Raw genomic sequence first — 19295 nt, 5'->3', positions numbered from 1 at the left:
TGATTTAAGTTTTAATTTGATTGGTTGTTATTTGGTTTGTTTGATTGTTTCTTGATTATTATTCATAAAGCCGCGCTATCAAGATAGCGCGGCTTTAAATCATTATTGCTTATTTAAATAGTAACGGAGCCATTTCATGTAAGCTACGGCGCCAGGTTTGAAACTCATGTGCAGTACCTTCAGATACATACCCAACAGCGTTGTAACCAGCCGCTTTTAATGAGGCTGCTGCGTTATTTACACCTGCAGGGTTTTCTTTGCTACCACAGCTCATAAATATTAGTTTTGGCTTGTCTTTGTCTTTTACTTCATCAAGGTTATAATTTGTACCGCTTAGTATTCCCCAATAACCAAACACTTCGGGTTTTTGAAGAGTTAAACCGTGTGTTTCCATACCACCCATTGAAAGGCCTGCCATAGCGCGGCTATCTCTTTTAGCAATAGTGCGGAAATGCGCATCAACATAAGGTATTAACTCACCAACCAAAACAGTATTGAAAGCAGGGTTATTATAACCAGCCATGCCACCGGCCGGACGTGCACCAGGAGTACCACCGGCCGGACGTGCAGCCGGAGCAGCACCAGGGCCACCGGCAGGAGCGCCAGCAGGACGAGCGCCAGGAGCACCACCACCTGGGCGGGCACCACCAAAACCACCACCTTCATTGGTCATGCCATAGGTCATTACAATAATAAATGGTTTCGTTTTACCTTCTGCTATCAGGTTATCCATAATCAGGTTTGCATGGCCTTGAGTGCTCCACGAGTATTCATTCTCGCCAAAACCGTGTTGTAAATATAACACAGGATATTTGGCTGAACCTTTTTCGTAACCCGGTGGGGTATATACAAATGCGCGGCGAGATGTTTTTGTACTTGCAGACGGAAATAATATTTGCTGTACCATGCCATGCGGCACATCTTTCAATGCATAAAAATCCTGATCATGAGCAGGTATCTCTAAACCGCTTTCTAAACGGGCAGAACCCAAGAAGGTATTTGTGTTATAATCTAAAGTTTCAGCTCCATCAATAAGTACACGGTAATAGTGGAAACCCTCATCTAATTTGGTACTTGTACCTGTCCAGTAACCATCAGCACCTTTAGTTAGATAAGTTCCCTTTCTACCTACACCGTTATCGCCACCTAATCCAAGGTTGATCTTAACGCTATCGGCGCCGGGAGCGTGAATACGGAAACGAACGTTACCTTCCGAGTTCACCATTGGATATTGTTTTCCTGACTGGTTCCAAACATTAGGTTTAAAATCCTCTTTTACCGCGGCGGTTGTTTGTGCCTGTGTTATGCTACCTGCCAGCATTAGGCTTGACATGATAACTAAATTTTTTAAGTTCATTTTATTGGTTTTATACTGATGTTTATATTTTGGCACTATCTAAAAAGTAACTGACTAAATAAATACAGGTCGTTATTCCATACTTTGGCATTGTGCCCGCCCGAATCAATATGCCAGATGTGTTTGATATCTTTTTCCTTTAAATATTTATGCACGCCACGGCTTACATTTATTAAACCATCCTTATCGCCTACAGATACCCAAAGCAGTTTTAATTTTTTAGCACCTTCAATATCCGGTACTATTTTATCAGGTGCCATAGTATTAGGTGCTGATGAAAAGCCACCTACATATGCAAAAGTATTTGTATTAGCTAAGCCAAAGTTTAATGACTGGCCGCCACCCATTGAAAGGCCGGCCAATGCACGGTGCTCACGATCTGCTATTACAGGATAGTTAGCCTCCATATAAGGTATAATACTTCCTAAAAGGTCTTTATCAAATGCACCAAATGCAGCAAACGCGTTACCACCAGCGTTCGCACGGTCATCAGCTTGTGCGCGTCCATTAGGCATTACTACTATCATAGGTACTATTTTCTTTTCAGCATATAAATTGTCTAATACCTCGTGCGCTGCGTCTTCGGAAGTCCATTCTCTGTGATCGCCGCCTATACCATGCAATAAATATAACACAGGGTATTTGTTGTTTTTGTTATATCCCGGTGGGGTATAAACCGACATTTTGCGTTTTGTACCTACACTTTTTGAATCGTAAGTAATAGTGTCAATAGTACCATGAGCTATACCTGTGCGCTTTTGGTCGAAACCTACGGGGGCAGCCGGAAAAGCCGGTTTTTCGTCTGCTTCTAAAACAATAGGGCCTGCAGGGCCTCTACCCGGGCCTTGCGCAAATACAGAAGCTGAAAATAAGGTTGCCGCAAATAGGGTAGTTAGCTGCAATTTATATGCAGCAGAAAAATTAAGTAACATTTTTTTCATAATTGATTGGTCTGTTTGGTTTAAATTAAGTTTACTAAACTATCATTTTAGTTAAAAATGAACTCGTTTATAAATTAATTTAAATGTAAACTTAACGGTTATATATCAATTTGTCAAATGAATATATTCCTATATTGTATAAGATATGTTACAAAGTTTGAATATGATGCTTATTGCTAACTTGCAACCGATTGCATAAATTTAACAACAACCAATTATTGCTTTACAATATGAAAAAATATAAAACTATCGCCAATGGCAGGCGCAAATTTATTGCAAATGCCGGTGTACTTGCCGGTACTAGCATATTAACATCTCTTCCTGGCGTTAATTTAGCTGCCGGTATTCTTAAGTCAAAACCGGCTGGCCTTACAGCAAGACAAGTATTTGAAATTTTAATATCCGAAACTCCTAATGCGCCATTTGCCCGTACAGTCGACCAATTACGCTCTGGTAGTGCTGACCAGGAGGTTACGGGTATTGTAACTACGATGTTCCCTACTATTGAGGTGATAAACAAAACCATAAAAGCTGGTGCAAACATGATCGTTGCGCACGAAACACCCTATTATAATAATGATGACGCGACAGACTGGCTGAAAGATGACCCGGCATTTAATTATAAAATGGATCTGCTAAACAAAAATAAGATAGCCATTTGGCGCATGCACGATCATTGGCACTCCAAACAGCCTGTTGATGGTATTCATATGGGTAATTTAATTGAGTTGGGATGGGAAAAGTATGACTTATCGATACCGAGAATGGTGACTTTGCCTAAACCATTGCCTTTACAAGAAATAGTTACTTTGGTAAAGAAAAGATTAGAAATACCACAAGTGCGGTTAGTTGGTAATTTAAAACAACCTTGCCAAAAAATTTACATGGCGTTTGGTTACATGGATAGCAAAGCACAAATAGCTGCCATCAACAAATATAAACCCGACCTGATATTAAGTGGCGAAACCCGTGAATGGGAAAACGTTGAGCGTGTGCGCGATGGACTGGCCATGGGCGAAAAAACCACTTTAATGGTATTAAGCCACGCAGTTAGCGAGGAAGCCGGTATGAAATATGCCGCTGCCTGGCTGCAACCAAAAGTTGGTAATATTAAAGTAACACATATACCAACAGGTACGCCATTTCAGTATGTATAGATATAACAAAGCCCTTATTAAATAAGGGCTTTGTTATATCTATTTAACCTTTAAAACCTCAGCTTCAAAAACAACTCCCTCCCAGCCATTGGCCATAAACTGCCTGATGTTTTGGTGGTCAATTCCATCCGGGTTAGCAAGTACTGATTGGTAATGCTCTGCAAATAGATAAAGCGTATCTGCTGCGCTTAAATTATGCAATTGGGCAAAAGCAAAAACCTTTGCACTACCCTGGTTTTGTGTGGCTTCGTTATAGGCATCGCCATTTTTAAATGCTGTTGGCTGAGATCGTAATAAGTTTCAATAAATTCAATAACCTCGCTAAAGGGTATTGACTGTTGTTTCAGATCTGAGATAAAAGTTTGTATTTGCTTTTCCATTTATAAACCACCCCCAATTTAAGGCGTGGCAAATATAAGTTTTATACAAATTACTAAAGCTTAAAAATACGGTTCATAAGTACCCATTTTTCGCCATCTTTCGCCCAGGGTAATGGTTGTTGAAACTTCCACATCAGTTGCTCCCATTCCTGCACCTTAGGATTATTGGCATCAGTTTCAGCTTTTAACTGCGCGGAATACGCATCACTTACTTCCATGATCATAAACAGGCGGTTGCCTGTGCGGTATATCTCCATATCCGTAATATGTGCATCCAATATACTTTTCCTGATCTCGGGCCAGCCATTCTCCGCTTTATGCCAGTGTTCGTATTCGGCTATTAACTTCTCGTCATCAACAAGGTCAAGTGCAAGGCAGTAGCGTTTCATTAGTATACTTTAGTTTAGGCCTTTTATTTTAACACAAATCCGGCAGGTTTCAAGTTATCAAAATTATCAGGTTTGTTTTCTGACAATTGCAATTGCCTGGCATTTGATTTCACGCCACCTGCAGGGACATCTATACCGGCTGTCCATAATATGGCATTAAGTACAAAACGACGGTAATTTTCATTTAGTAATGCCGAGTGATAGTCCATTCCACCCCAAAGCACCCCGCGTGCACCGTTTTTATCATAAGCCGTAGCAATACCCAATGGTTCTGCAGCTCCCTGGTTGCTTTTCTCAATTTTACCGGTAAGCAAATCGGTACGGTAAGGATCAGCAGGGTTTACCAACATTCTTGAAAATATCTCATCCTTATAATTAAATGGACCAACACCGCGTAATATAGGGTGGTTTTGTGCAGATTTATTTGGCGTAACTTCCCAAAAGCCTAATGGATTGTGGGTATAACCACTCATACTTGCCGAACCAAACCAGCTTAAGTGGTATTGAGTAGCTTTTTGGTTGGTTGTAGTAATAGCCCAATGCAATACCATTATCCCCATACCCTTTTTGTGCAAACTATCCACCTGTGCTAAATAGTCAAGTGTAGCTTTGTCATATGATCGGGCATTAGCTTCACTTGGCGGAAATATGGGATGAGCACGTTCTTTTGAGCTTCCCTCGGCGCTGCTCTCAATAATAATTGCATCAACGCCTTTAAGGTCCTCAATATCCAGCGCGCTGCGTTTGTATGAAAATTTAGTAACAATTTTTACGCCTTTCAAATTTGCAATACTATCAATACAATGCTGTAATACCAAAAGGTCGCGGCGGGTTTCATGCCTTCCGGATCCTTCCGGACCAGCGTGATCTTTAGGCCCTGCTAAAAAATAGATCACTTTAGTGGGCACATTTTGTGCTGAGGCTTTAAACTGTGAAGTATATACAAGTACAATCACAAAAAATGCAGTTAGTATACGTGAATAAGTGTTCATGATAATTGTTTTTAAGCAGACGAACACCACATTTATAGTATTCGTCTGCAAGTTGTTATTGAACTAATTCAGAAATTCTCTCTATTTTAATTTAGGCAACGCGAAAGTGATATAACCTTTAGGTACATCCTCCTCTTTTTTAGTTCTGTCTAAAAGAGCACCTGTTGAGCAAACCACCAAATATTGGCGGCCTTTAGCCTGGTACATTGCAGGTATGCCCGATGGGTTGCTCCTGCCCAGATCATACTCCCAAAGTATTTTACCATTATCAGCATCAATAGCCCTAACCTTACCGTCGGCACATGTGGCAAATATTAAGCCCGATGCTGTAACCACCATACCTTTATTTTGCGTACCATTAGGCGTGCCTAAACCTTTTACATCCGATTTAGCATACTCGCCCAAGGGAATTTTCCATTTAATAGTACCCTTGTTCAAATCATATGCTGCAATACCGGCAAATGGTGGCGCTAATATATCCGGTATATTAGCTCCCCAGTTAGTTTTTTCAACATAAAGGGATTTGGGGCCAGTATAATCTTCGGGATAATCGCGCATTCCGCCACCAAAGCCTCCGGCATTCGCAGTAGCTTTTAAAGGCGCTCCGCCTGATGCTACCACAGGCCCATCAGGCATTGCATTAATAGAGGCAGTAGCTGCAGGCCCTCTTCCACCGCGTCCACCGGGATTAAGAAAAGCATAAATTGCAGTAATTGCAGCTTCATCAATATGCGGTTGTGCCGGCATACGACCCTTACCTTGTGTTATATAAGTTTTAAATACATCGGCAGTTAAACGGCTGCCGATATCAGCAAGCGACACACCTGCACCAGCCAACCCATTACGATCCGCACCATGGCATGATTGACAGTATTGAACATAAGCAGCTTGCCCTCTTGCCGCTACACCTCCTGCCGCATTGCCACCACCGCCACCGCGTTGGGGCCTGTCGCTTCTTTTTACCAATTGATAAAAGCAGGTCATTTCCTGGTACATTACATAAACCATTCCTTTTGCAGGATTAGCGGCAGTATTGCCCTGATTAGCGCCACCAACTGACCCAGGCAAAGCAAACACTTCATATTGATCAGAAAGTGGCTGATATAGGCCTGTTTTAGCTGCTTTTATTCTTGCAATATATTTTTGTCGTAAAGAATCTGGTAAATAAGGATTGATATCTTTTTCGTCAACACTGTGCCTGTTAAATGGCGGCACTACAGTTGGTATAGGTTGTGTGGGCCATGCATGTTCGCCCGGCATATCGCTTTTAGGGAAAGGGGTTTCTTTTATTGGCCAGATAGGCTTACCCGTAACACGGTCAAAAACATACATAAATCCGTTTTTTGATGCTACGGCAACGGCATCAACTTTTTTGCCCTGGTGATTAATTGTGATTAATTGCGGGGCGGCAGTAAGATCATAATCCCAAATATCATGATGTACTGTTTGAAAATGCCATAAACGTTTGCCTGTACGTGCATCCAGCGCCAATATACAGTTGCCATATATATTTGCTCCCTCACGGTCCGTACCATCATAATCATAAGTAGGCGATCCTAAAGGAAAATAGGCTATACCTCTTTTTTCATCCACAGATATTTCTCCCCACGTATTTGCTGCACCTGAATAACGCCAGGCATCTTTCGGCCAGGTGTTATAACCATATTCGCCTGGATGTGGAATAGTATGAAATACCCATTTCAACTTTCCAGTAATGACATCAAACGCCCTTACATCGCCCGGCGCCGAGAATGGGTCCTCGCCCGGTGCCGAACCTAATAATATCAAATTTTCAAAAATGTGTCCGGCTGATGTAGAGGTACCTCTGGAAACTAATTCAGGCGCACGGCCAATACCCTCCTTTAGATCTACGGATCCGTTATTGCCAAAAGTTAATATTGACTTACCTGTAATAGCATCAATAGCCTGCAGGGTACCGCCTAAAGTAATAAGGAAGCGCTTTTGCTTTTTGTCCTTGCTTTGCCAAAAGTTAATACCACGTTGAATAATACCTCTCAAATTAGCATGAATCCAAAGCTCCTTACCAGTAGTGGCATCTGTTGCAACTAATGAACTGTTTTTGGCCAACACATACATGATGCCATCAACAATTATCGGATTGAATTTATAGGAGTTTACCCTATCGCTGGCAGTTGAATAAACAAATGCGGGCTCCAGTTTGGACACATTTTTCTTATTGATCTGGGTAAAGTTCATAAACTTAGAGTGGTCAGGCCCACCCCCATAATCTTTCCACTCGGAATGCGGTGGCGGAGTAACCGCATTATTGTCCCCTGGTCCGGATGGTACAATTGCAGCTATAAAAGCTAAACCGGCAACAACCGGCAATACTACCTTTATACTTCGCGAAGCGTAAAGGGTTTTAAATAGGTTCTTTCTCATATCACTTGGTTAAAAAATATGATAATAATTGGTTAGGTATTATGGTTTGCTATTGGTTTCTCATTTGATTTGTAATGTGTAACTAAAATTGGTGTTATTTGACCATACCTGGAACTGCTCCAGCGGCCTGGGCCCGCAGCTTGCCGAACCCACACCCAATGTTTTCGCCGAAAGGCAAAACACAGTTGAGGTGCTTGGCGGCAGATCTATTTTATATTCTACCGGGTGCATTTGTTCATCAGTATGAGGAAGTGCCGAGAATTGCATTAATTCCATATCAGCTTTAACCATTAATTGCGGCATATTAGTACCACTTAACTGCGCCCATCGCATGTCTTCGTGATTGCCGTGTTCCATTGGTTTTTCATACTCGTACTGATCATTAACATCAAGGTCATATAGCCCAACATCAGCCGATGCTTTTCGATCTGAATAATTCTCAAAAGGTCCGCGCCCAAAATAATTTACATGATCCAAACTCTTATTGAAAAGCATCCTGACACCCATACGTGCCAAACCAATTTGTAACCCTACAAACTGCATTTCATTATCTACTTTTATACTACCATTGCCTTTTATTAGATAAGTACTGGTATGGTAAACACTAAAACCAAGCTTTCCTTCTGCCTTTACGGTAGAGGTAACTTTTACGGTAAACATATCAACCGATTGGGCTTTAATATCAACCAATGAGTATTTCAAATCAGTTAACCCGTATTTTTCCCAGTTTGTATACGCCCACATATCATCATTACGGTGTGCAGCACGCCATAGGTGAACTTTAGGCCCTCCATCTGCTGTTAACACATTAGTAGCACCTTTAAGCAACTGGCTCATTAAGCCAGTTTTTTTATCAAAGCTTACCGAAAAGCTATTACCTGTAACTTTAATAGTCTGTGGTGTTTGGCTCAAGGCAACAGGCTGAGTAACCTTAGGCTCTACAGCCGGTATCACATTAATAGGAATTTTAAACTGGTCCCAGGCTACTTCATAGCCTTTTTCAGCCCAAAGCGTTTTGTCTTTTTGAGTATAGGATACCCGCAGATAATATTCGGCACCCGGTTTAGGATTATCAACCCTAAATGGAATCATTAGCCTCCCCTCTCTGCGTGGGCCCACGCGTGGAACATTAAAAGTTCCCTTACTAATCTCTATGCCATTTTCGGTAAGACTCCACGCACCATCAAATCCTTCCAGGGATATAAATTGGAATTTATTCTTAACGCGGAAAGCCCCTGTTGTAGCATCGGTTAAGTCGGTACTTATCCATTGGAATGCCTTTTTCATTTCGGGATAATGCGGCTTAATGGTTTTTCTATCCCACGCTACTACTCCTTTGTGAATAAAGTAATGATCATTTGGAAACTCGCCAAATCCACCACCATAAGCCAGTATAGGATGTTTAGGGTCGCGCCTGTTCCATAATGCCTGATCCTGGAACTCCCATATGGCACCGCCTAATATCTCTGGGTTATTATCAAAAACTGTAGAGTATTCTTCCAACGACCCCATTGAGTTGAACATGGCATGCACAAACTCACAGATATACAATGGCTTTGTTAATTCCGGATTTTTATTAAGTTTAACGTAGTCTTCAGCGGTACCATACATCCGTCCTTCCAGATCCGATGGATTATTTTTACCAACTCCGTAACGCTCATAATGTGTTGGGCGCGATGGATCAATATTCTTAATAGCAGTTAACGCGGCTCCTACATTAGTACCACCAATACCGCCTTCGTTACCTAATGACCATATAATAACTGATGGGTGATTTTTAAAATTCTCCACATTGGCCACATTACGGTCAACAATGGCGGCTTTCATGGTAGGCTCTTCGTCAAACCTGCGGTCATAGCCATGGTATTCCATATTTGCCTCGGCAACAAGCCAAATACCCCATTCGTCACACAACTCATACCAGCGTGGGTCGTTTGAATAGTGGCTGGTGCGAACATGATTACAATTACCCTGCTTAATTACCTGCAAATCTCTTATCATCTGCTCTTCGGTAATGGCATGGCCCACGTCGGACCAATGTTCATGGCGGTTAACCCCTTTCAATTTAATTGGCACACCGTTTACCAAAAACACCCTGCCTTTTATCTCTATCTTACGGAAACCAATTTTTTGGGATAGTATCTCGCCCTCACCACTGGTTAAAACCATGGTATATAGGTAAGGTGTTTCGGCTGTCCATTTGGAGGGATTAGTTATTGCAATATTGATATTAAGTTCTTGTTCCTGTTTAGCGTTAAGCGTGCTTCCGTTAACTGCGCCTTTGGCAACTTCTTTTCCTGTATTGTCATAAAGTGTAGCGGTTAAAGATTGTGCTTTGGCAGCATTGTCACCATAGTTTTTAATTTTGGCCACAACATTTATAGTTGCATCCTTATAATCTTTATCCAAATCCTGCTTTACAAAAAAATCACGGATATGTGTTTGAGGCGAGCTCCACAGCGTAACATTTCTGAAAATACCATGCAAACGCCACATATCCTGGTCTTCTAACCATGTACCTGATGTATATTCATAAACCTCGGCAGCTATAGTGTTTTTACCGGGTTTTAAATAAGTTGTCAAATCAAATTCGGCAGCGTTACGGCTGTTAACGCTGAACCCTACTTTTTGCCCATTTACCCACAAAAAGAAACCTGCATCAACACCGTCAAACTTTACAAACACCCGTCTGCCGTCCCACTCTGCAGGCAAATCAAAATCACGGCGATAACTGCCTACCGGATTACGTTCCGTAAACGCAGTGTACCTTTTGTCAGGCTCGCTCATGATATGGGGAAAATCCTTTTTTATAGTGTAACCATAATTTCTATAAAAAGGTGTACCATAACCTTGCACTTCCCAGTTTGAAGGAACGGATATATCTGCCCATTTTGAAACGTCGTAATCGTTTTTATAAAAATCAACAGGACGTTTTTCGGGGCTTGGTACCCAGTTAAACTTCCAGTTACCATTTAAACTGCGGGCATAGGCAGAAGCCTTACGATTAGCTCTTAAAGCCTCCTGTAAGTTGGCATACGGCATTAAGGTAGCGTGATATGCCTCTTTATTTATACCGGTTATTTCTGGATTTTCTATTTCGGCAGGATAATCTATCCCTGGCCTAAGTACTTGCGCATTTCCTATTTGGGTGAATGCGGAAACCGAAACACACAACAAAAAAACACACCTAAAAAAATTTTTGTAATATGACATGACTGTAACTTTATATTAATAATTGGCTTTACAATATACCGTTTTAAATTATAACCCTTTTATAGATATTGGCTTACCTGAATAAATAACGGTTTTGCCCGGCTTTCCCTCCGTAACACCACCTCCGTTATTTTCACTAACCATAACAATGTTAAAGGTGCGACTTTTTAAATATTTAGGATATGTCCCCTCTCTTGAACCAATAGTAAGTGTTTGCGTTTTTTCACTCCACTTAAATGGTATGATTGTATAACTACCTTTTTCATAATTATATCCATCGCCCTCATCCTCATATAGGTTAAATGAACCATCGGCGCCCTTATATACACGAATTTCTAAAACATCTGAAGATTTTTCACCTGTATATTGCATGATCTTGCCCATTGGGATAATAGCCCCTGCTTTTACAAAAACCGGTATTTTGTCCTGTGGCGCGGCGGCTTTAATACTTTGTCCACCGTTGTAGCGTTTCCCGGTCCAGAAATCGAACCAACCTGACGATTTTGGCAAATAAACATTCCACTCGCTTACGCCCGCTTCTGTAACCGGGGCCACCAGAAATGATTTACCAAACATGTACTGATAAGCCTGCTGTATGGCTTTTTCGTCAGTACCAAAATCCATAATTAACGGACGCATTAAGGTGGAGCCATTTTTTGAAACCTGCCAGGCTTCTGAATAAATATAAGGCATTAAACGATACCTTAAATTCATCATGCTACGCATATTGGCCTCAACGGTTTCCCCGTATTTCCACGGTTCGGTTTCTGTTTGGTAACCATGAATACGGAATATTGGATTGAATGTACCCCACTGAAACCAACGTGTTAGGATATCGTGATATTTCACATCAGTATATTGTCCACGTCCCGGACGGAAAAACCCGCCTATATCGGTAGTCCAATAAGGCATACCCGTTAAGTTATAATTTAGACCGGCAACTATCTGTCTTTTTAAGACATCCCAGCTCCAACCAATATCGCCCGACCAGTTGATAGTGCCGTATCGTTGTTGGCCCGGAAATGCCGAACGTGTTAGGGTTGTAACCCTTTTGCCGGGATCGGCTGCCCTTTGTCCTTCGTAAACCGCTTTACTTACAAATAAAGGATAGGTAAGGCGATAAAAATCGCCAGGGCCAAAATAGGTTTGCTTACCTACCAGCGCATCATTTTCAGGTTCGGTGGCATCCATCCACCAGGAATCTACCCCTTTGCTAAATAAATTATCGTTTAATGCTGCCCAGTGTACTTTTTGCGTTTCGGGATTGTAAATATCTATCCACGGGCTGTTTTCCAGGTATAAATTTTTAGCTAAATACGGTTTAGCAACATCTGATTTTTTATCCAGGTTCTCCCACACTGAAACAGAGAAATGTGAATTCAGATCATGTAATTGTTTGATAAAACCTTCGGGATTTGGATAGTTAGTTTCGTCGAACTTTGGCACTCCCCAACCGTATTTGCCCCAGTACTGCCAATCCTGAACAATCACGTCCATAGGCAAATTTCTTTTCCTAAACTCCTGAACTGTTTCCACTAAATGTTTGCCTGACGTATAACGTTCGCGGCATTGCCAAAAGCCATAGGCCCATAGTGGTAACATTGGCACATTACCTGATATATTACGATAGTTGGCTATAACCTCATCGGCATTTTTACCATAGAACACTACATAATCTAAAGCTTTGGCATTAGGCGAACGGAACACGGTTTCGTTAGCTGTGGGCCGCCATGATAATTTAGGTTTATTTGCCGCTTTGCATAAAACCTGCACAGTATGCTCCCCGGCTTTTAAATTAATTATTTTACTTACTGCAGGTGGCAGCCATTGATTTGACTGATCTATACGAGCTATACCATCAATAATCAACAGGTGGCGGCTTTCCATATCACCCAGATCGAGCATAAAAGAATAATCGCCGGCCTTATCTAATTTAAATTTACCTACATGTAATGCCTGCTGCTGCGATACACGTTGGGTACCGGCCGTTGTGGTAACATCCTCATAACGTATCTGTACCGCGTTGGTATCCTTTTTGGCTAAAGGAATGTAGTTATCAGCAGGATTAAAATTAGTTAGACCATACTGGTGCCATAAAATCCCATAACCTTTACTTGAATATAAAAATGGAATGGCTATTTGGGTGTTTACCTGTATCAGCTTACGGGTAACGTTACGTAAATTATATTGCCCATCCTGAAACTGCCCTAAGCCAAACAAGTATTCGTCAGCAGGCGAGTTAAAAGCTTGTTCCGCTTCGTAAGAAGGCTCGCCCATAGTGGTTCCGGCTATAAGTTTGCGGCTATTGGCCTTTTCACTTAAAAATATTTTCCCAGCACTATTGCTATAGCTAATAGATCCATTTTGTTTATTAAACAATACATTAACAAACTTTGTACTTAGCTTTATTTGCGTTGGTGTTTCTGTTACTTTAAAAGCAGGTATAGCTTGTTTGTTAACCAACACAAATTCCTGCTTTTCTGCCGGGATATCTTTTTCCCATTGGATGCGTATGGCTTTATCTGTTATTGGCGTGATGCTTAACACCCCTTCGGTAAGCTGGATTGATAGCTTATCTTTGGTGGTGGTTTGTTTTTTGTAAACCTGTCCAAAAGTAACTGCCGGCAGCAATGCTGCTATAATGATCAATATCCTTTTCATTGTTTAATATTTATTGTAAAGGCCTTATTTGCGCAACAAACCCGCCACGGCGAAGCATTTTCACATCTACCGAGCTTGATCTGTCAACAACTATATATTGGGTTGAAAATTCTTTATCGTGTGCACCGTCCGCTATAAGTGTTAGTTTGAATTTTTCATTGTCGGGTAAAAAATCCAGCTTTATGGCTTTTCGCTTTTCTCTTAATTCAGCATTAATGCCTCCCAAATACCAGCTATCACCTTTTTTGCGGGCCATAATTACATCTTTGCCCGGATACCCATCCAAAAGTTTGGTATCATCCCATGCATTAGGCACATTACGTAAAAAGTTTTTGGCGGCGTCGGGTAAGGTGTAATATCCTTCGGGCCTGTCAGCCATGTGCTGTATACCAGATTCAAAAAGTACACTTAACGCCAACTCATGTCCGTATGATGTTAAGTGAGGATATTGCGAATTGGTAAAGGTGACCGGTGTATAATCCATGCCCCCTACCACATTACGTGTAAAAGGTAATGTAGCGTTATGCTCAGGCGCGGTATTGGTAAAGTCGGGGCCGTTGTTGTACCATTCCGCTCCGCGAACCGACTCGTAAGTCATTAAATGCGGATAAGTTCTTTCCCATCCACGTGGCACAATGGAGCCATGAAAATATACCATGATCTTGAATTTGGCTGCATCCTCTAAAATATCCAGGTAATATTTGATCATATCCTGCTTCTCGCTTTCAAAAAAATCGATCTTTACACCTACTACACCTAATTTGTTCAGCTTGGTAAATTCTTCAACGCGGGATTCATGTGTTAACATCCTGTCTCGTGGAGTTGAAGTTACCCCAGTGTGCTTGCCGCCGGAATTATACCACATCAATGGCTTTACACCTTTAGATAAGATGTATTTCAATGCGTCCTCTAAATTACCACCATTGCCCATACGGTCCCACTCCCAGTCCAACAGGGTATAAGGCCAGTTCATACTGGCAGCTAAGTCGGCAAAAGCAGTAACTATTTTATAATCCATAGTACCGTGGTTGCTTGACCAATAGTTCCATGAAGCTATACCCGGTTTAATCCATGAGGTTTCTTTTACTGTTGAGGGCGAGGCCACATCATCAACCAATGTTGATGCCACAATATCAGCTAAACCACCAATAATTACTACTCTCCATGGCGATTTCCATGGTAAACTTATAGTTGGTAATGCCTCACCCTGCCTGTTACCATCGCGCGGGTTAGGCATGGTTAGTTTATATTGATCTTTTACTGCAACATTACTTAGTTTGCTTGCAACGTTATTCCTGTCCACATCAGATTCATGAACCAAAAACCATGAGGCTTTATCAGAACTATTAAATAATGCCGGATAACACCATTCTTGTTGCAGTACCTTATCATCACTGCTTGCAGCGTATAGTCCTTCGTTAGCTGTGTTCCATTTTTCTAACCAGCGTGTGGTTGTTGCAGGTATGGTATAAGCAGTTAGTTCGTCCTTTAACACAAACGAACCTTGCTTATCAGGGAACTCATAACGGAAAGTAAATCCATCATTATAAGCACGAATGATCACATTCAACCTGGCTTTGCTTTCATTTTGAAAGTATACGGTTACCTCATTTGCAGTGTTTGTAGCAACAGATTTTTTACCATGAACCATGGTGTATTTTTCATTGATAACAACCGGTTTACCTGCACTTACAAATGTTAGGTTTGAAAATTCCTGGTCGCTGCGCGATAAACCTAAATTCACTTTTGGTATAATTTCGGATGGTTTATCACTTGCAGTATGTGACACTTTTAAACTCCATTCGCCTGTATTAGCGTTTTGCTGATTTACCAAATCAACGCTTATCTTCTTATTAGGCGATTGGACCGTTATCTTTTGGGCGTAAGCTTTTACTACAGGAAAGAATATAGTAATTACTATAAATAAATAAAATGCTTTTCTCATTACTAATAATCTCTTATTGTACTATACACTCCGTATGATTGTTTATTAATATTATAAAGCGGATGCAATAAATATTTTTGGCCAGCATAGGTTAAATTAAAGTTGCCGTTACCAGCATAGTTGAGCTTTGATAGTATCTCACCTTGTGTTTTAGATGTGCTTAATGATTGTTTAAAAGTCAATTCATTTTTAGTTTCAAAAGCTAAAAGCGTTGGGCCATAAAATATGGCGAAAGTATTTTTATCATCAGGCATGGTTTTAATATGGTAACCATAGTTAAATACCAGTTTAATAACATCATTATTTTTCCATGCACGGCGCAGTGTGTAGTATGACATGGGTGTTGATTTACCTTGCTGCTTAGTTCCGTTTACAAACACATTAACATCTGTTGCCCATGATGGAATGAAAAAATTAATAGCCATTTTACTACTTTTTGTATTGCTTATTTTAAATTCCACAGCTTTACCTTCAGTTATATCGCCTGTTTGCTGTAAGCTTAAACCCTTTTCGGCCCAGGTTAATTTTGATGGAATATAAAGGTTAACCCACATATCACCATGATTATGATAATATATACCCGTGTTAAGCGCGGCAAATCCTTCTATACAAGTACCATTACAGCACCTGAAATCATTGTCTTTTAAAAACTGTTTACTTTGAGGTGAACCCAACGGAAGATGATAAACAGATTGTCCAGTACTGTCACTTTGTGAGGGCAAAACAGCGTTGTAAAGGGTATTCATATATTGCTCGGCAAACCGTGCATCAGGTGACCAAGTAAATAATTTAGCTGTTAGTTTTTGTGTATTGTGTGTTACGCATGATTCGGCAATTTCTTTTGAAAGGGTATTACTTAACACTCCCGGTATACCCCAATGCTCAGCAGTTTGAGAAGTTTTGGTAGTTACATTTGGCCGTGGCCCGCTACTTGAACCGTTAGCATAGGCGTGCTTACTAATAAGCATGTTCCAAAAATTTACTGCAGCATCATGATATTTTTTTTCTTTCGTGATAGTGTAACGCTCAGCAAATCCGTTTACTAAGACCAAATGTGTATTTGAATGTAGTCCATTCAAAATATCTATATTTTTTGATAGCGGTACCACAAACCAATCGCGATCGAACACTTTTGCCAATGCTAAATGCTTTGGATTATTAGAAACTTCATAAAGTTTATATAGAACCTCATTCATGGCCCCGGCTTCATTTCCCGGATTTGCTTCTACGGTGTAAAGCATCTTTTCAATACTCTCGGTGCTGAGTTTTGAAATCCGCATATCTACAAATGATGCCATACCGGTTACTATTTCATAGGCTTCTTTATTTCCGGTGTGAATGTATGCGTCCAGTAACCCCTGCATAATTTTATGATACGCGTAATACGGTGCCCATACACCGCCAAAACGGGTCTCTAAAGTCTGAAATTCTTTTACAGAAAAAGCGCTTAAATATCCGTTACCCAAAGCTTGCTGGCACTTGTGCAACTCACTTATCATGTAATTTAATCTTTGAGCCAATTCAGGGTCTTTATATTTTTCAACCAGCACGGAAACTGCAGAAAGGTAATGGCCTACAAAATGTCCCCTAATGCCAATAGAGGGCGCTTCCCATCCTTCAAGAGGTTTTGCTGTTGAAGTTATACCTGCGGTAACTTTAAAATTGTGAAGCATCCTGTCTGCATCAAGCGACTTGATATATTTTATATTCAGATCTTCACGGTTTTTTATCCACGATGAAGCTAACGCAACTTCGGTATTGTTGAAAGGTAGAACTTTAATTACTTGACTATTTAACGCTGTTTGGCCAAATGAGTTAAAGCCCAAAAGCAAACATAAAATTGTAGTAAAAAATATTTTTATCTGTTGTTTCATATTAGTTTTCATTACTTCACTTCCACTTCAAATGGTGATGCAGGCAATCCTTCTTTGTTATATAAATTGGCAAAATCAGGGTTATTGGCCCAGGCATAACGCACATAAACTGGCTTTGTAATCTCATCGCTTGAAACTATTACCTGATTGCCGATAATCTGGGCTGTTGCCCAAACAAACTTTTTGTCGGCACCGGCAATGGCAAAATGCCGCAGTTTACTATCATCCTTGGTTATTAACCCGCTGCCTGTATCTGTAAAAGTTAATACCACTTTGTTAGCATCAGCTTTTGCAGTTTGCAAGGTTGGGCCTGATGTAACTAAATCTGTTTTTCCATAAGCCACTTTTTGAGCAGTAAGTGCCAAGCGTTTACCTACGTCTTTTTTGTTACGGGGATGGATATCGCCCCACTCACCAACATCAATTAATACGGTTAAACCAACATTGGGTATGGCTAATGCCTTTCGCTGCGCCTCTCTCAATTCGGCCCACTGGCTTTCGCCGGGCAGGTAAGCGGTTTCTAAATAATTAGGTAATTGTGCAATTATGAATGGTAGCTTGGGGTCTTGCCATGTGATGCGCCAGTTAGCTATCAATTCAGGCAACAATCGTTCATATTCTTTAGCGCGGGTAACGTTTGATTCTCCCTGGTACCATAAAACACCTTTAATGGCATAATTGGCTACCGGGGCAACCATTGTATTATATAACAGCGTTGGCTGATTTGCAGCAGAATAACCCTCTAAACCGGGCTTTGCCGGAGGAAATGCCTGCCCAACCTTGTACTGCCATTTGCCGCTTAATTGGATAGTATCAGTTCCGACCGTTATATAATATGGTTTATCGGGTACAAAGCCACCCTGCGCTGATGAATTATTGCTTAACCTGGCTACAATAACATTTTTACCCGGCACCAAAATGCCTTGCTTTAGGCTATACATTCTATTAGCATACTGCCCGCCTGTACGGCCGGCTAACTGTCCATTGATGTAAACCTCATCATTATCGTTAATGCGGCCAAAATACAGTTTTGCTATTTGTGTAGTTACAGAAGCAGGAATATTGATCTCTCTTCGGTACCAAACTACACCACTAAAATTATTTAACCCTTGTCCGTTCCAAAAACCGGGCACCATGATGTCTTTCCACTTTACGGGATTGTAGTTGGCTTCATACCACTTAGGGGTTTCATTAAGTCCTTCATCGTATTTTCTATCAGTACGTGGCGCTTGCAGGCGGCTATTCTCGGCATTGTTTCTCGTCAATCGATTAACATAAGCTGTATCACTTAAACGGGTTACCTGTTTAGCAATTTCGGGAAATGACTTATATCCTTCTGCACTTATCCATGATTCAATTGGCGTACCACCCCAGCTTGCGTTGATCAAACCTATGGCTACCTTTTCTCGCTCATAAGTTGAAATGGCGAAGAAGTAACCGGCTGCGGTAAAGCGTGGAATATTAACACCCGTTGCAGGAGTCCAGCGTCCGTTGCTTAAATCATCATGAACTTTGGTAGCATCGTTAAGCGCTTTAGGCACCAAAAACTGCCTAATTTGCGGGTTTTGATTTTGGGCGATTATCTTCTCGTACTTTTCAGCAACGTCACCCATACCCATTTCCATATTGGACTGGCCCGAACAAAACCAAACATCGCCTAATAAAATATCTTTTACTTCTATTTTATTATTACCTGTTATGGTCATCTCATAAGGCCCGCCCGCAGGTATAGCTTTTGTTATGATTTGCCATTTACCATCGGTACCTGTAACTACACTGTAATTTTTTTTGATGAAGCCGACAGTAACCTTCTCTCCCGGTGATGCCCAGCCCCATATTTTAAGCGGCTTATCGCGCTGCAATATCATACCATCACTAATTAGTTTAGGTAACCTAACATCAGCCTGCGCATAATGATTAAATGCAAAGGCTGCGAATAGGGTAATTATTAGTAATTTCTGGTACTTCTTCATATTTTTAATG

General features: G+C 41.0%; 11 protein-coding genes and 1 pseudogene. 1 reads left to right on the top strand and 11 read right to left on the bottom strand.

What is annotated here, in order from left to right:
- Window positions 1-109: 109 nt before the first annotated feature.
- On the bottom strand, window positions 110-1357 hold the full coding sequence (locus ACYVJ6_RS06970; RefSeq protein WP_460693328.1) for an alpha/beta hydrolase-fold protein: 1248 nt from the start codon (window positions 1355-1357) through the stop codon (window positions 110-112).
- A gap of 35 nt (window positions 1358-1392) precedes the next feature.
- Window positions 1393-2298 carry an alpha/beta hydrolase gene (locus ACYVJ6_RS06965; protein WP_460693327.1) on the bottom strand — a complete coding sequence of 302 codons (906 nt, stop codon included), beginning with the start codon at window positions 2296-2298 and terminating at the stop codon, window positions 1393-1395.
- Between the two features lie 230 nt (window positions 2299-2528).
- On the opposite strand from ACYVJ6_RS06965, the gene ACYVJ6_RS06960 reads away from it, so the two are divergent.
- The gene (locus tag ACYVJ6_RS06960; RefSeq protein ID WP_460693326.1) at window positions 2529-3455 is read left to right on the top strand and encodes a Nif3-like dinuclear metal center hexameric protein; all 927 of its coding nucleotides are present in this window, start codon (window positions 2529-2531) and stop codon (window positions 3453-3455) included.
- A 39-nt stretch (window positions 3456-3494) separates the two neighbouring features.
- On the opposite strand, the pseudogene ACYVJ6_RS06955 reads toward ACYVJ6_RS06960, so the two are convergent.
- The 9 genes and pseudogenes from ACYVJ6_RS06955 to ACYVJ6_RS06915 form a co-directional block, all read right to left on the bottom strand.
- Window positions 3495-3683: pseudogene (locus ACYVJ6_RS06955) on the bottom strand (HopJ type III effector protein); the annotation flags it as partial.
- A 205-nt stretch (window positions 3684-3888) separates the two neighbouring features.
- Complete coding sequence (locus tag ACYVJ6_RS06950; protein WP_460693325.1) at window positions 3889-4224, bottom strand: L-rhamnose mutarotase; 336 nt, start codon at window positions 4222-4224, stop codon at window positions 3889-3891.
- A 23-nt stretch (window positions 4225-4247) separates the two neighbouring features.
- Complete coding sequence (locus ACYVJ6_RS06945) at window positions 4248-5216, bottom strand: hypothetical protein (RefSeq protein WP_460693324.1); 969 nt, start codon at window positions 5214-5216, stop codon at window positions 4248-4250.
- Window positions 5217-5297: 81 nt separating this feature from the next.
- On the bottom strand, window positions 5298-7619 hold the full coding sequence (locus ACYVJ6_RS06940; protein ID WP_460693323.1) for an outer membrane protein assembly factor BamB family protein: 2322 nt from the start codon (window positions 7617-7619) through the stop codon (window positions 5298-5300).
- A 60-nt stretch (window positions 7620-7679) separates the two neighbouring features.
- Window positions 7680-10832 (bottom strand): glycoside hydrolase family 2 TIM barrel-domain containing protein, encoded by a 3153-nt coding sequence (locus ACYVJ6_RS06935; protein WP_460693322.1) that lies wholly within the window; start codon window positions 10830-10832, stop codon window positions 7680-7682.
- Between the two features lie 48 nt (window positions 10833-10880).
- A complete protein-coding gene (locus ACYVJ6_RS06930) occupies window positions 10881-13493 on the bottom strand; it encodes a glycoside hydrolase family 31 protein (protein ID WP_460693321.1) in 2613 nt (870 codons plus the stop codon).
- A 10-nt stretch (window positions 13494-13503) separates the two neighbouring features.
- Window positions 13504-15438 carry a glycoside hydrolase family 97 protein gene (locus ACYVJ6_RS06925; RefSeq protein WP_460693320.1) on the bottom strand — a complete coding sequence of 645 codons (1935 nt, stop codon included), beginning with the start codon at window positions 15436-15438 and terminating at the stop codon, window positions 13504-13506.
- A 2-nt stretch (window positions 15439-15440) separates the two neighbouring features.
- A complete protein-coding gene (locus ACYVJ6_RS06920; protein WP_460693319.1) occupies window positions 15441-17312 on the bottom strand; it encodes a glycoside hydrolase family 127 protein in 1872 nt (623 codons plus the stop codon).
- A gap of 11 nt (window positions 17313-17323) precedes the next feature.
- Window positions 17324-19285, bottom strand: a complete 1962-nt coding sequence (locus ACYVJ6_RS06915; protein WP_460693318.1) for a sialate O-acetylesterase — start codon at window positions 19283-19285, stop codon at window positions 17324-17326.
- Window positions 19286-19295 lie beyond the last annotated feature (10 nt).

It is taken from the genome of Mucilaginibacter puniceus, from assembly GCF_054783175.1.
This window is presented reverse-complemented; position numbering and strand designations above follow the sequence as displayed.